Source organism: Methanothrix sp. (assembly GCF_024518575.1).
Lineage (GTDB): Archaea > Halobacteriota > Methanosarcinia > Methanotrichales > Methanotrichaceae > Methanothrix_B.
The window spans coordinates 15,623-29,915 of record NZ_JANIHG010000020.1 but is presented as its reverse complement, the minus strand read 5'-3'; the positions used below and the strand labels follow the sequence as shown (position 1 = coordinate 29,915).

The 14,293-nt window shown below is 53.9% G+C and carries 14 protein-coding genes; 4 read left to right on the top strand and 10 right to left on the bottom strand.

The features are described from left to right. Nucleotides 1-179 precede the first annotated feature (179 nt). The 4 genes from NQU42_RS05530 to NQU42_RS05515 are packed head-to-tail and all read left to right on the top strand — an operon-like array spanning nucleotide 180 to nucleotide 2,115. Complete coding sequence (locus tag NQU42_RS05530) at nucleotides 180-347, top strand: CopG family transcriptional regulator (protein WP_296609727.1); 168 nt, start codon at nucleotides 180-182, stop codon at nucleotides 345-347. Continuing rightward, on the top strand, nucleotides 344-706 hold the full coding sequence (queD, locus tag NQU42_RS05525) for a 6-carboxytetrahydropterin synthase QueD (protein WP_296609726.1): 363 nt from the start codon (nucleotides 344-346) through the stop codon (nucleotides 704-706). The genes NQU42_RS05530 and queD overlap by 4 nt, the downstream gene beginning before the upstream one ends. Further along, nucleotides 699-1,373 (top strand): 7-cyano-7-deazaguanine synthase QueC, encoded by a 675-nt coding sequence (gene queC, locus NQU42_RS05520; RefSeq protein ID WP_296609725.1) that lies wholly within the window; start codon nucleotides 699-701, stop codon nucleotides 1,371-1,373. Before queD ends, queC begins: the two co-directional genes overlap by 8 nt. Further along, on the top strand, nucleotides 1,276-2,115 hold the full coding sequence (locus NQU42_RS05515; RefSeq protein WP_296609724.1) for a 7-carboxy-7-deazaguanine synthase QueE: 840 nt from the start codon (nucleotides 1,276-1,278) through the stop codon (nucleotides 2,113-2,115). Before queC ends, NQU42_RS05515 begins: the two co-directional genes overlap by 98 nt. 112 nt (nucleotides 2,116-2,227) lie before the next feature. On the opposite strand, the gene NQU42_RS05510 is transcribed toward NQU42_RS05515, so the two are convergent. The 10 genes from NQU42_RS05510 to NQU42_RS05465 form a co-directional block, all read right to left on the bottom strand. Next, nucleotides 2,228-2,602 (bottom strand): hypothetical protein, encoded by a 375-nt coding sequence (locus NQU42_RS05510; RefSeq protein WP_296609721.1) that lies wholly within the window; start codon nucleotides 2,600-2,602, stop codon nucleotides 2,228-2,230. 204 nt (nucleotides 2,603-2,806) lie between these two features. Beyond that, complete coding sequence (locus NQU42_RS05505) at nucleotides 2,807-6,385, bottom strand: cobaltochelatase subunit CobN (protein WP_296609720.1); 3,579 nt, start codon at nucleotides 6,383-6,385, stop codon at nucleotides 2,807-2,809. Further along, a complete protein-coding gene (locus NQU42_RS05500) occupies nucleotides 6,376-7,161 on the bottom strand; it encodes an ABC transporter ATP-binding protein (protein ID WP_296609718.1) in 786 nt (261 codons plus the stop codon). The genes NQU42_RS05505 and NQU42_RS05500 overlap by 10 nt, the downstream gene beginning before the upstream one ends. Next, nucleotides 7,155-8,222, bottom strand: coding sequence for an iron ABC transporter permease (locus NQU42_RS05495; RefSeq protein WP_296609716.1), 1,068 nt, complete (start codon nucleotides 8,220-8,222; stop codon nucleotides 7,155-7,157). Before NQU42_RS05495 ends, NQU42_RS05500 begins: the two co-directional genes overlap by 7 nt. 30 nt (nucleotides 8,223-8,252) lie before the next feature. Further along, nucleotides 8,253-9,248: an ABC transporter substrate-binding protein gene (locus tag NQU42_RS05490; protein WP_296609714.1), complete on the bottom strand. Its 996-nt coding sequence runs from the start codon at nucleotides 9,246-9,248 to the stop codon at nucleotides 8,253-8,255. Between the two features lie 182 nt (nucleotides 9,249-9,430). Next, nucleotides 9,431-10,447, bottom strand: a complete 1,017-nt coding sequence (locus NQU42_RS05485; RefSeq protein ID WP_296609713.1) for a hypothetical protein — start codon at nucleotides 10,445-10,447, stop codon at nucleotides 9,431-9,433. A 114-nt stretch (nucleotides 10,448-10,561) separates the two neighbouring features. Further along, nucleotides 10,562-10,804: an Lrp/AsnC ligand binding domain-containing protein gene (locus tag NQU42_RS05480; RefSeq protein WP_296609711.1), complete on the bottom strand. Its 243-nt coding sequence runs from the start codon at nucleotides 10,802-10,804 to the stop codon at nucleotides 10,562-10,564. Nucleotides 10,805-11,066: 262 nt separating this feature from the next. Next, the gene (locus NQU42_RS05475; RefSeq protein WP_296609709.1) at nucleotides 11,067-12,332 is read right to left on the bottom strand and encodes an alkaline phosphatase; all 1,266 of its coding nucleotides are present in this window, start codon (nucleotides 12,330-12,332) and stop codon (nucleotides 11,067-11,069) included. A gap of 184 nt (nucleotides 12,333-12,516) precedes the next feature. Next, the gene (locus NQU42_RS05470) at nucleotides 12,517-13,317 is read right to left on the bottom strand and encodes an ABC transporter ATP-binding protein (RefSeq protein ID WP_296609708.1); all 801 of its coding nucleotides are present in this window, start codon (nucleotides 13,315-13,317) and stop codon (nucleotides 12,517-12,519) included. After that, nucleotides 13,314-14,264, bottom strand: a complete 951-nt coding sequence (locus tag NQU42_RS05465) for an iron ABC transporter permease (RefSeq protein ID WP_296609706.1) — start codon at nucleotides 14,262-14,264, stop codon at nucleotides 13,314-13,316. The genes NQU42_RS05470 and NQU42_RS05465 overlap by 4 nt, the downstream gene beginning before the upstream one ends. Nucleotides 14,265-14,293 lie beyond the last annotated feature (29 nt).

Below are 14,293 nucleotides of genomic sequence, written 5' to 3'. Positions count from 1 at the left end.
CCCTGCGTCATCTCTGCTCTTCAGAGTTGAAACGCCGATTTTATGTCAGGATTCCTGAAACAGACCTAACAACACTCGTAACCTGCTTTTCGTGGCTGCATTTCGAGGTTATCTTCAGCCCACACCGATGGGGATAACTTCATATCCCAGTATTCTTCAGGGAATACCAGAGGATTACCATGCCTAAGGTCACTGTTGAGATCCCCCAGCACATCATAGATGATGTGAACAGGCACGTGGGCGACGGAAAGAAGTTCGTGAGCTTCTCAGATGCGGTGCGCACGGCCCTCAGAAAGATGCTCGATCAGCTCGACGAGATAGACAGGATGCGGGGACGCCTCGAATGAAGATAGGCATATCGATGGAGTTCGATGCGGCTCACCACCTCCCCATGCATGAGGGGAGATGCTCCCGGATTCATGGCCACACGTACAGGGTGGAGGTGGTCCTTCATGGCGATCCTGGAGATGATGGCATGATCATTGATTTTTACGTGCTGAAAAAGATCGTGGGCCGGGTGATCGGTGATCTGGATCATAACGATCTCAACAGCGTTCTTCAGAATCCGACCGCTGAGATGATCGCATCACACATACACAGAAGGCTGCGCGAGGAGCTGGGGGTGGAGGGTGTATCTGGAAAGGCATCACTGATCTCGGTCAGGCTCTGGGAGGGTCGCGACAAGTGGGTGATGGTGGATGAGTAAAGCTGTATGCCTCTGCTCCGGCGGCCTGGACTCGACCGTCGCCGCCACGATCGCGCGCAGATCCGGCATGGATGTCTATCTGATACACATTAGCTACGGACAGCAGGCCGAGCGGCGGGAGATTGAGGCGGTCGAGAGGATCGCAGATGCTATCGGCGCGTCAGATATGATGCGCGCCCGTGTGGATCTGTTCAGGAACCTCTCGGCACTGACCACCCAGGGCGCCAGGATACCGACAGGCGGGGAGGTATCGCTCGATTCTGATTCCACACCGCCGACATGGGTTTACTGCCGCAACACAGTGCTGCTCTCGATGGCTGCAGCATACGCTGAATACCTTGGGGCTGAGAGCATCTACGTCGGGTTCAATGCCGAGGAGGCGATGTCATACCCGGATAACAGGCTGGAGTTCGTGGAGCGCTTCAATGCGCTTCTTGAAAGAGCTGTCGCGTCGTTCAGCCGGCCGCCGAAGGTTGTGGCGCCGCTTGTGGATATGCGGAAGAGGGAGATCGTGCGTCTCGGCGCCGAGATCAAAGCCCCCGTGGAGCTAACATGGTCCTGCTACCTTGATGGAGAGATCCACTGCGGCATATGTGAATCATGCCAGCACCGCAGGAGAGGGTTCATGGAGGCTGGGGTCCCTGACCCGACAGAGTACCAGCAGTGACGGCTTTCTTGGAGAGATTTTCACCAGCTTCCAGGGTGAGGGGCCGCTTCTGGGTCGCAGGCAGGTTTTCGTGAGGCTCTCCGGATGCTCCCTTGGGTGCATCTACTGCGATACTGGGGCGTACCTGAGGCGCACAGATAGCTGCAGGCTTGAGACCGCGCCGGGTTCGCGCAGGTTTGTCGAGATCCGGAACCCTCTCAGCGTGGATCTGGTCATCGAGTGCGTGAAGCTCCACGCAGCCCCAGAGGTCCACAGCGTATCGATAACCGGCGGGGAGCCGCTGGAGCAGCCTGGGTTCACGGAAACCCTCGCAGGAGAGCTTAAGAGCCTGGGGATGACTGTCTACCTGGAGACTAATGGCTGCTCATTCGATATGTTCTCGCGCATCGCGGAGCACATCGATATCGCGGCAATTGATGTGAAGCTGCCGGGCACAGTTCGATGCAGCGCGGCTCAGTGTGAGAGTCTTGTAGAGAATGAGCTTGCCTGCATCAGGCTCGCATCTGAGAATGGGATATACACAATAGCAAAGATTGTTGTGCTCCCTGAGACAGCAGAGCACGAGCTAGAGCGCATCTGCCGTGAGATGCCATCTGTGGACGCCATCGTGATACAGCCGGTCTCCGGTCAGAGTGTGAGCGAGCTCAAGCTTCTTGCGCTCCAAGGCATCGCGGCCAGGCATCTGGGAGCAGACAGGGCGATGGTGATCCCGCAGATGCATAAAGCTCTGGGCATGATGTGAAAATCCAGAATCTCGAGCTGTCGGAGTGGAGAAGCTGAGCGCCCTGCGTCTGCATGACACGCAGATTGTTCAACGCAGGATACCCTCAGCGCTATGCACACTGGATGCACTTTCAGCGCATCATGCCACTGCTTGAGTCCAGAGCGCTCCCGCCGACGTCCTCTGCTGCCTTCTTCTCGCGCTCCTCCTTGCTGAGAGGCTTGTACATCTTTCTGTACCTCTCGCCCCTCTCGTCCCTCTTCCACTCCTCGAGCTTTCTGTCCAGCGCCTCGAACATGTACTTCTCTGCCTGCTTGATCGTATCGAGATCGCCACGCAGCACGAGTATCTCCCGCTCGTCGACCTCCCCGATCACATCCACTCTGGCCTTACGCTTTACAAGATCAACCTCAAACTTCTCCACGAGCTCTCTTATGACGCTCACGGGTATGCCCGGAGGTATGGCCAGATCGTAAAGCCCCTCCAGGTCCTTCTTACCGCTCTCCATCGCAAAGACCTCTGATCAACTTGAGAATCGAGGGATTTAAGATTGTCGAGATGCCTTACGCGCCTGAGTGGGATGCTCCCTGTCGGAGACAGCCAGCTGCGTCTCTGAAGAGAGGTTGTCTAAGGTCAGGAGCTGCCTTGAGTTCAAATCACTTAGTGGAATTGCCCCGAACCGGATCTGCTGGCGGATCACAGATGCTGGGCCTCACTCCGCCCCAGCCTCCCGCAGTATCCTAGCTGCCTTATCGCGCCACTCTGCGACATCCTTCATAGTCATAACATCTATCGAGCCGCCCTGGAAGCCGCCGCCTCCGACCTTGTCCTCGATCCACCCCTCGATCTCCAGGTACGCGGATCTGAGCGAGTCCAGAACCTCTGGGTCCGCATCCCACAGCCCCCTCTGATGGGCCTCAAGCAGCCTCCTGCCGATCTCCTCGAGCGCCCAGGGGTTGCTCTCCTCGAAGAAGCTGCGCATCTCCTCATCGAGCACGAACGTCTTCGCTATATCATCGAATACCCAGTCATCAACCTCTTTCGTCGTGGCCTCCCAGCCGTAGACCCTGCCGACCCTCTTCGAGATATCGCCGGCGCCCTTGTAGCCGTGACGCTTCATCCCCTCGATCCATTTAGGATTAAGCAGCTTTGTTCTCACAACCCATCTGATCTCATCTGCGAGAGTTCTTATCTCCACCATCTCGCTGTCCCTTGTGTCGCCGTAGTATGTGGAGATCCTGTGACCCGAGAGGGTCTCCGCGGCGTTCGTCAACCCGCCGTATGTTCCGAAGTAGCAGCAGCATCCGAGAAGATCGTACTCATCGGTGACGGTCTTGTTGAACGCAGCATCGACGGTCCTGAGCATCTCCTTCAGCGATCTCGGCGCAGGATCTCCAAACAGGTTCTTCCCGTACGCGTAGCTGTTCCACTGCAGGAATACATCTGACAGATCCTTCTCGTCCTTCCAAGCTGATGCATACACTGCCAGATTCACACCACTCCCGTAAGTCCCCGGCGGGCTCGCAAAGATCCTAAGTGCTCTCGCATCCCCGCTCTCGATCAGATGCTTTCTCACATAATTCATCTCAGGCGGTTCGTCCAGAGCTGCGACGTCCTGTATAGCCGAATCGAGAAGCTCTATGCAGCCCATGAAACAGTCTCTTGTGATGCCTGAGACGCGAACTGTGAGGTCTATTCGAGGCCTTCCGAGATCCTCAAGAGGAATTATCCTGTAGCCGCTGAGCCTCCCTCCCTTCCAGGTGGGCTCGACGCCAAGAAGATAAAACATCTGCGCGAGCTGCTCACCGTCAGCCCACATTATATCGCTGGCCATCCAGTACATCGCCACGTTCTCAGGCCATCTTTCGTGCTCTTTCCTGTACCGCTCCAGGAGCTTCTCTGCGAGCTGTTTTCCTATCAGCGCTGCTGCCTGAGTCGGGATGTTCCCCGGATCCAGGGAGTACATGTTCCTGCCGGTCGGCAGGACCTCTGGTTTTCCTCTGGTGATCAGACCCGATGGCCCTGGACGGACAAAACCGCCATCGATCGCGTGCATCAGACTCCCCATCTCATCAGACCCGTCCATCCTACGGGCTATATCATCGATGAGCTCCTTTATCTCCGGATCAGCATCCTCTCCGCTGAGAACAGCCCTGACCGTATCCCTTAGATCTGCTGAGCCTCGAACCAGAGGTTTCAAGATGGCGCTCACCATCTCCACTCTCTTATCGCCCTGGGGAACCTCCCCAAAGATGTGCATTCCATCCGGGATGTACGAGCTGTATATCTCGGATAGCTTCGCATGCGCTCTCTCAAGAATATACTCAAAATTATCTTTATCAAGATCCACTTTAAGCTCCTCTGCGAGATTGGACCTCTCCAGGAGCTCCAGGATTATGTGTTTCAGAGCATGCCTTCTTCCGTGATCTTCCGCGCGCCTGTACTCATCTATTCTATCATCCAGCTCCTTGAGCTCGCCATAGAGTCCAGCAGTGGTCATCACGGTCTGCATGTGATCCACGGTCACAGCGTAGCTCCTGCGCTTCGCCACAGTCCCCTCTGCAGGGTTGTCCGAGTTGTAGATGTAGAGATGGGGCAGATCGCCTATGGCGATATCAGGGAAGCAGTTCTCGGATAAAGCCACGGACTTGCCTGGGAGGAACTCCAGGTTGCCGTGCGTCCCGACGTGAATTATGACGTCTGCGCCGAAATCCCTCTCCAGGTACTTGTAGGTTGCAAGATACTGATGTGTAGGCGGGGTCTCAGGATCGTGGAGTATCCTGCACGCCTGGCCGTCGCATCTCGCTCCGGCACATCCCCTCTTCGGCTGGACGCAGACCACAACATTCCCGTACCTGCGACCTGTGACGACGATCTTCCCTTCGTGGAGCATCGGCGCAGGCAGACCATCTCTGGGCTCGCCCGGCGGCCTCCCCCATGCCTGGCATATCCTTGATCTGCTCTCCTCTGGAAGACCATTGAACCACCTCTCATAATCATAAGGATCCACAAGGGCCAGAGCTCCACCCTTGCTCACGATCTCACTGACGGTCGTCCACCTGAACTCGGATATCGCCTTGTGGTTCAGGATATCCTCGATCAGCTCCTTCCCGTTCCCCGGGAATGTGTCGAGCTGGTATCCGAGCTCCGAGAGCCTTGACATTATCCTCGCCACGCTCTCGAGAGTGTCGAGATGCGCAGCCGCACCCACAGTGGCCTCGACCGATGCGCACGGGCTGTTGTGGAGCACGAACGCAATCCTCCTCTCAGCCCTGGGCTTCGATCTCAGCCTGATCCAGGCGCGGATCCTGTTAACCAGCCTTTCTACCCGCTCTCCGATGGGCCGGTGCGTCTCGACCTCATCCCCCCACATATCCTTTCTCTCTGCAACGCCTACGGCTATGTTCTCTATCAGACCCTCGAACTCAGGCAGAGCTATGGACCAGCCGATCTCGCTCGGATCCATGCCTCTGAAATCCGTCTTCCACTCATCCTCTGTCTTGTGATAGAGCGTCAGAGGATGTATGACCGGGATATCGAGCTCCTTCAGCGAGTTTATGGATACCTCAACACTTCCAGCATGGAAAACAGACTGGAGGTTGATTATAAGCTCCACACGTCCTGAGAAGAACTCTCTCACGACCTGATCTATCTGCTTCGCGTTTGTCTGCCTTGAGCCGACGCTCCCGAGCCCGAATGCAGCTATGACGTTGAACTCTCTCTCCAGCGCTCTTATGAGACCGTCGACGATCTCCAGGTCCCTGTTGGCCCAGTATGTCCTGAAAAACAGTATTCCTATCGTGTGTTTATGTCTGAAAGGCCTCCACTCCAGGTACTCCTCGACCGTCTCGAACGCCCTCTCAGCATCTGGATGGTATATCCCCTGCCATAGCGTCTCCTGCGGCTCTCTGCAGGAAAGATCGAGGCCGAGAACCTCTCTGCCTATGTAGAGGAGCATGTTCTTGATGTTCTCAAGCCCGCCGTAGACCACATACGTGTTCACAGTGGCCACGACCTTTGGAGAGACACAACGCGAGTAAGTCCAGAGTGATGGATCGAAGCCGAATGAGATGATCGGCTTATTGATGTTCAGGAGATCATCAAACATCCCATCATGTGTCGGATGGACGAGGATGAGGTCAGCTTCGTTAAGCGAGCTCCTGCACTCCTCCATAGCCCCTGGATCCGATAGCTCCTGAACAGACCAGACCCTGAGATCGATGTTTAGCTCTGCTCCTGCCTGTACCAGAAGCGCCTTGTCACTCGCCCAGGTGAGAGCTCTCAGTCGCATGCCACGCCTCCGTTGAGAGAGCGTATCGGTATCACGAACGGCCTCTCGAGCTGCATTACCACCGCCTCGACGCCGTAAACCTCTCTTATTATCTCGGCCGTTAGTAGCGATGATGCCTCCCCCGCTGCCCAGATCCTGCCGTTCTTGAGGATTGCGAGCTTATCGACGAACCTGGCAGCGAGGTTTAGATCGTGCACTGCCATCACAGCAGAGATGTTCTTTTTCTGAACCATCTCCCTGATTATCTCCATGACCTCTAGCTGGTGCTTCATGTCGAGGTTCGAGGTAGGCTCATCTAAGAGCAGAACAGAGGGCTCCTGCGCAAGGGCACGCGCGATCAGGACCTTCTGCCTCTGGCCGCCGCTGAGCTGGCCGAACTCGCGCATTGCGAGATCTTCGAGATGGAGGAGCTCTATTACATCGCTCACGATATCTAGATCCCTCTCAGAGACCCTCCAACTGATGTGAGGCCTTCTCCCCATGAGTATCGTCTCGAACACAGTCGTCCCCATCGCACCGCTGCCAGACTGGGGAACGTAACCGATCTCCCTGGCGATCTCACCCCTGCTCATCGAGGATAGATCCCTTCCATCCAGAAATATGCTGCCATTCGGTTTCAGTATTCTGTCGATGCACTTGATCAGAGTGGTCTTTCCGGAGCCGTTCGGGCCGACGAGCCCAAGAATCTCGGAGTCCTCAACCACAATGTTCAGATCGTTGAGAATGACTGAGGACCCGTAGCTGAACGATACGTTATTGATTGTGATCTTCACCAAAACTCCTTCCTCCTTTTCAAAAACAGATACACGAAGAACGGCACCCCCAGGAAGGATGTCATTATCCCCACGGGAAGTATGACAGGCGCCAGTATCGTCCTCGCAAGGGTGTCCGCGGCCAGGAGTATCAGAGCACCCATCAGCGCGGATCCAGGGATCAGAAACCTGTGATCCCCGCCTATGATCATTCTGGTCATGTGAGGTGCCACGAGACCTATGAAACCGATGGTCCCGGTGAAGCAGATCACGCTCGCTGTTATGAGCGAGGCGAAGGTCATGGATATGACACGAGTCCTCTCCACATTTACACCCAGGCTCGCCGCGGTCTCATCGCCGGCGCCTATCGCGTTGATATCCCACGACTTCAGGATTATGTATGGCAAACAGATGAGAATCATGATTGTTGATGCGTAGACCTTCTCCCAGGAGGATCGCCCGAGCGATCCCATCATCCAGAATACGACCTCCTGGACCTGCTCAGCCCTGCCGACGTACTGGAGGAAAGATGTCATTGCTGAGAAGAAGTACATGATCGCTATTCCCGCGAGGATCATCGTCTCCGGCGTTACCCCCTTGTATTTGGCAAGGCCATAAACCGCAAAGGTTGCTAGGAGCGTGAAGACAAACGTGTTTCCTATTATGAGATACTCGCCGCCTGCAAAACCAGCTCCCAGTATTATGGCGAGCGCCGCGCCGAAGCTCGCCGCCGATGAGATACCCAGGGTGAACGGGCTCGCCAGGGGATTCTTCAGGATCCCCTGCATAACAGCCCCGGCTATCCCGAGGCCAGCGCCTACAACAATCCCCATCAGGATCCTGTGAAGCCTCAGCCCCCATACGATCGTCTCAGCAAACCACGTCGTCTGGAAATGCCCGGGAAACGCCCTCGCCAGTATCGCGCTGTAGACCTCCCACACGGAGAGGTTTGCAGAGCCGAGCGTAGCTGAGACCCCGGCCACTATGATTATACACAGGGAGACAGCTGCCATGAACAGCAGCTTTCTCCCCACGAACCTTGTGTACTCCTCCTTGAGCGAAGTGACCTCAGACGCGGTGCTCATCTTGCAATCCACGTTTATTTCCCTCGATGGCTAGATCTCAGGGTACACGAATATCTTGTCCTCTGGATATTTGACCCCGAGGAACTGGAGGTATTCCCTGTACACGCTCTCAGGATCGAGGTTCACCTCGGGGTGCAGGATCTTCGCAAGATACGTGAGACCGACGACATCATCGAGGCCTGCCATGATCTCCCAGTTGACCACGTAGACCTTCCGGTTCTTGACTGCGTTTACGCTCTGAGCGCCGCTCCTTCCGAGGAGCTCGTTGAGCGTGGTCTCGAGGTTCACAGAGTCGGTAGATGGTGGTCTCTCCCAGCCAAGCGCTGTGGATGTCGATCTCTTTATTATGACATCCGGGTTCTTCGAGATGACCCACTCCCATCCCACCTTGGGATACGCATCCTTAAGATCCTTCGCTATGCTGTAGCCCCTCGCCATCGATACAAGCTGCGCCGCGCCGGAGCCTGTGCCCATCGTTGTGAGCTCCCCGCCCTTCGAGCTCCATTCAACATATACCTTGGGCACGTTCTTTCCAGAGACCGCATTCTCAACATCTGCCTGCTTCTCCTCATACCACTCTATGAACCTCTGTGCCTCAGCCTCCTTTCCCAGGATCCTGCCCAGGATCTCGATCTCCCTGGTCATGTTCTCCGGCTTGTAAAAGTCCAGGCCGATGGCTGTTATCCCTGTGAATGGCTCCAGCTTCTTCGCAACCTCGATGATGCCATATGGTTTATCGGGATACGTGTAGCTTATGACGATTATGTTCGGTACGATCTTATCCCCACTCCTCGCGATCTCCCCGATCATCTCATAGTCAGGCTCGTTCCACTTGCCCACATTCTGCTTGCTTTTCAGCGCCGGGAAGTAGTATGCCTTGTTCTTCACGCTGTCCGATATCCCAACGATCCTATCAGCCGCACCAAGAACTGTCACAGCCTCTGCCGCGTCTGAGTTCATCACTATGATCCTCTCAACGGGCATCTGGATTGTGACCTCTCGCCCTGCGGAGTCCGTGATCGTCATGGGATACTCAGCGCTTGCGCAAAACGTTGTAGCAATTAATAGCAGCATTACTGAATATATGACCCATTTGATCATAACAATATCCCCTTGATTTGATATTATTATCACTTATCACGCCATACGCCGTTTAAGTTAATAAGCATTTTGTATTTTGTGTTAATTAAAAATAAATTGATATCCCTTTACGGGATATACTGATAATTGCCTGTCGGGAACTGTGCGAGTGTGCCGTTCCAGGCAGGCTTGAATGTGCTTATGGATGTGTTCCTGCACGTGCAGTCGAAGATCCCAATCTGGCCCTTGTTAGCCTTGCTGTAATCAGGGACGTCGAAGAACCCGCCCATGCAGCACGGGAGCCAGTCCTCCATCGTCACCATCTTGGGTTTCGTGACCTCCAGCTTCATATTTCTCTGTATGTCGAAGTTGCCGATGTAGTTCTCATCGATCTCGATAAGCTCGCCCTTCACGCCCAGAACCTTGCTTGATTTCTTTGGCACATACTTCTTGGTCTTGCTGTCGTAATTCAACTCCTGTGGATTTGTGAGGATCTCTGCTATATGCACAGTACCCTGGACAACCTTGTCCTCGAGCTTCATGCTCGCAAGCCCGTATCCGTCCTTCGTCTCCGTGGGTCCGGTGCAGTTCAGCTCAACAGCCATGTCCCCCACAAGGCCCCTCGCATACTCGACCTGGTGGAGCATCATGCTCCCCTCCTGGTAGCTCTTCGCGACGGTCCTGTCTTTCAACAATGAGTTGTATGTTATCGGGTGAGACGAATACCATCCTGTTCCGTAGGAGAATGTCATGGGCGACTGCGTCATATCGCTCTGCCTGGTCAGCTTGATCACGCTGTTCGCGCCAGTCCACTGCTGTTTCCACTCAGGCACAATCTTTCCATCAGACAGAGTTTGATAATAGTAGTAAGAGCCTACATGCCCTGTCTTCTGCGCAGAGTCTATTATATCCGCCATGTCAAAAAATCCGCTGCCGTGCATGTACTCGAGCGTGGATAGGTTGTTGGTGTTGATGTTCTGGTACACCATGACAAATCCCTCGCCGGTCACATCGCCCTCCGAGTGATGAGTGTGCTTCAGAGCCTCCTTTCCGGGGTTGAGATCCCAGGGACCGGCAGATGAGATCCCAAGTACAAAGAATAATACCAAAGAGAGCACAACCATCATGTTTTTCAGACGATTCATTTATACCCTCCCTCTTTTTAATACATTTTTTACATTTCATGAGATAAAGTATTATTTAAACGTTACTGGATTCGAGAAAGTCTATCAATCTTAGCTTTTAATATAACTTTGATCTTACTGTAAGTCACTGACACTGACATCCTTGGCTGCCCGGTTCTCGAAACAGAGATGCGTCCTGGCAGCGTCGGACAGCAGAACATAGACTGATATCACGCTGTTCAGCATCTCGATCTCTCTCACGGTTCTCTTCAGCAAAGCCTGATCCATTGTATCAACTATCACCAGAAAGTCGTAGTCGCCAAAGAGAGTGTAAAGCTTCTTTATGCCCCCCATGGCTTTTATGGAATTATATGCCATGGACTCCTGACAGGGGACTGCCCTGACCAGAACTATAGCCGAGACCAGAATCTCCCCTCCTCAGTATGTCGCTGCACCTTCAGCAAGAGGGCAGATGCAGGGCAGATGCTACACCTGAGCACAAGGTATCTCATCACGCGTGATCTCAATCCAGCAGTGTACAGCTCTTCGAGGCATCTCTCGTACTCGATCTGATCATCTATTGTGTTGTTGTACAGAATCCATTCAGATCCGGACATTCCTGACACCTACATAGAAATAATCAGAGGCCGAGAGCCTCTTTAACCACCGAGAATACCTGGGTGTTGTCCATCAATCCATACACAGAGCTCGCGCCAGGACCTGTGGCCCTGATGGTGACATCTGTTCCTGTATGTGTGGCCTCCTCCATCTCGACAAGAAAATCACATCTCGGGCTCCTGATCTCCACAGTACCTGAGCCAAAGACCGGCATGACGCTGCCGCCCTCATACGACTCCAGATTCTCCGGCTGGATGACTAGACCTCCGCACTCATGATCTGCAGTTACAATCACCAGAGTATCGTTGTTTCTCCGCGCAAAATCAAGCGCCTTTCCCACAGCCAGGTCAAATGCCAGGGTGTCCATCGTGGCGTTCTCGAGGCTCCTCTCGTGACAGGCGTGATCTATCCTACCACCCTCCACCATAAGGAAGAAGCCCTTCTGATTCTTTGATAGCAGAGAGATCGCCTTCTCGGTCATCTCAGCCAAGCTGGGATCCGGATCAGAAGATTTCGCCCTAATCAGCTCGTACTCCATATGCGAGTTCTCAAAGAGCCCCAGAAGCTTCTCTGTGGCATTGATATCCAGCTCTCTGAAGGCCGTCCCATTGTACACAAACATGTAACCCATTGAGGTTGCATTCTCCAGGAGATTCCTGCCGTCTGCTCTCTTCCCCTTCCCGCCCAGCGGGCTGATAGAGTCCGTGGGGATGAAATAGCCAAGCCCTCCACCGAGCGCCACCTCCACTCCGCTTGTCAGAAGCTGCTCCGCGATCTCGCTCTCGTTGTCTCTGTTGTCCACATGCGCGTAAAACGCCGCGGGAGTTGCATGAGTTATCCTGGTTGTGGTGACCAAACCTGTTGACAGCCCTGCTTTCTCAGCAAGCTCAAGAATCGTTGTGAGGTTTCTTCCGTCTCTGAGACCAGGAATGGCAGTGGCATCCTGACCGATAACACCATTGTTGGTCTTATGGCCTGTCGCCATTGCTGTTGATGCCGGGGCGGAGTCTGTCACAAAGGAGTTGGCACTGAATGTCCTGAGAAATCCGGTGTGATCCATGCCGTCCATGTAGAGCCGGGTATCTGCATATCTCGGGAGGTTCCATCCGGCCTTATCAATTCTGGCCATCGTCTCCTGAGCGATCCCCATACCATCGCCTATCATCAAAATCACATTCTTGGCCCTGTGAGAATCCATCATCTCAGATCCATCTGCGCTGCTGATACTCAAGCACGTGAGCACGACCATGAGGCTCAGCATTGCGGAAGTATATACTACAATCTTCATTCAGATACCTCCGCACATCGATTTGTGTCAGAGTATATAATTCTGATCGAAATAGAATATAGTTTTGATCTTTGGATATATAGATTACATCAAAATATGTTCAAAGCACACAATGAGCTGGCATAGGCGTGCTTGATCAGGGTTCTGTTGGCTGAATGATATGCTGCTTTATGCTCCACAATTTTCATTTAGGTAACAGAAGCCTTCTGCCTTTTACCTCAAGCATCTCGACGTCGATCCCATACGCTGCTCTAATGTTCTCTGACGTCATGACATCTTCAGGTGCGCCCATAGCGATGATGTTCTTCATTTCGGAGAGGCCGTCACCGATCTTTCTCATCAGGACTATCTTGTCAGAGAACATGAGCGCATGATTTGGATCGTGAAGTGACATCACAACAGTCATCAGCCCGCTTTCAGCAAACCTCCTCACGGTCTTCAGGATCCTGATCTGGTTCCTGAAATCTAGGTAAGAGGTGGGCTCATCGAGCAGCAAAAACGACGGCTCCTGCGCTAGCGCCCTTGCGATCATAGCAAGCTGGCGCTCGCCCCCGCTGACCTGGTTGTATGGACGATCTGCAATGTGGAGAGCTCCAACCATCTCCAGAGCCCTGTATGCCTTCTCCAGATCGCGCTTGCCTGGCTTTGATAAAGGAGAGATGTAGGAAAACCTGCCTGTCAGCACGACATCAAGAACCGTGAATGGAAAGGTCGACCTCTGTGCCTGCGGCACATGCCCCATGAGCTTTGCAATTTCTCTGGGCCCCATGGATCTGGTGTCCCTGCAATCCACATAGACCCGTCCACTTGTTGGCGGCAGCAGCCCATTGATTATCTTAAGCAAAGTCGTCTTGCCACATCCATTGGGCCCAAGGAGGGTTATCACCCTTCCCTTTTCGAACTCCATGCATATGTTGTTGAGCACAGACCTGCCGTTGTAGCTCAGCGATATGCCATCGATCAGGATTCCCGTATCAGAGATCATTCCCATCCTCCGCTGCGAGTGCTTCTGAGCAGATATGCAAAGAACGGTGCACCTATCAGAGTGGTGATCACTCCCACTGGAACCTCAAAGCCCATTCCAACGCGCGCAATGACATCAACGAGAACCATAAATGCAGCCCCGAATGTTATGCATAGCGGAATAAGGTGCGTGTGGTCCGGACCGAAGATCATTCTGATCATGTGCGGGATCACAAGCCCAACAAAGCCGATTATCCCAACGACTGAGACAACAGATGACGCGGCGAGAGAAGCTGCTACGACAAATACGGCCTTGTAGAGCTCGGGATTCATGCCCACAGACCTGGCCTCCTCGTCCCCCATGGCCAGGACGTTGAGCCTCCACCGGAGCAGAAATATCACAGCACATCCGAGCAGAGACATAGGAAGTGCGCTGTAGATCTTGGACCAGCTCGCGGCTGCGAGGCTTCCCATGAGCCAGTAGACTATGCTCTGGAGGGCCCTTTCATTCACAGCCATCTGGATGATTGAAAGCAGAGAGTCGAAGACCGCTGAGACGATAACACCTGCAAGCAGCAGGGAGATTATAGGAGTGCTCCCGCGGGATGTGGCTATGTAGTATGCAAATCCAACTGCAACCAGACTGAAGAAGAGAGCTGAGATCTGGACGGGGAACTGAGGGGCGACAGCGAGAGCGAGAGCTGCTCCAAATGCAGCACCCGATGAGAGTCCCAGTATGTACGGGCTTACCAGGGGGTTCCTGAAAATACCCTGAAATGCTGCACCAGCTACGGAGAGCGACGCTCCGACCAGCATTCCGAGAAAGATGCGCGGGAGGCGGACCTCAAATATCACAGTGTGATATACACCTGGATATGATGTCTCAGCAGCCAGGAGGTTGAATATCACCAGACGAATGACATCACCTGGCGCGATCGCGAATTTTCCTATCAAAAGCGAGAGGACCATCGCGATCAGAGGCGAGATTAATAGAAAAA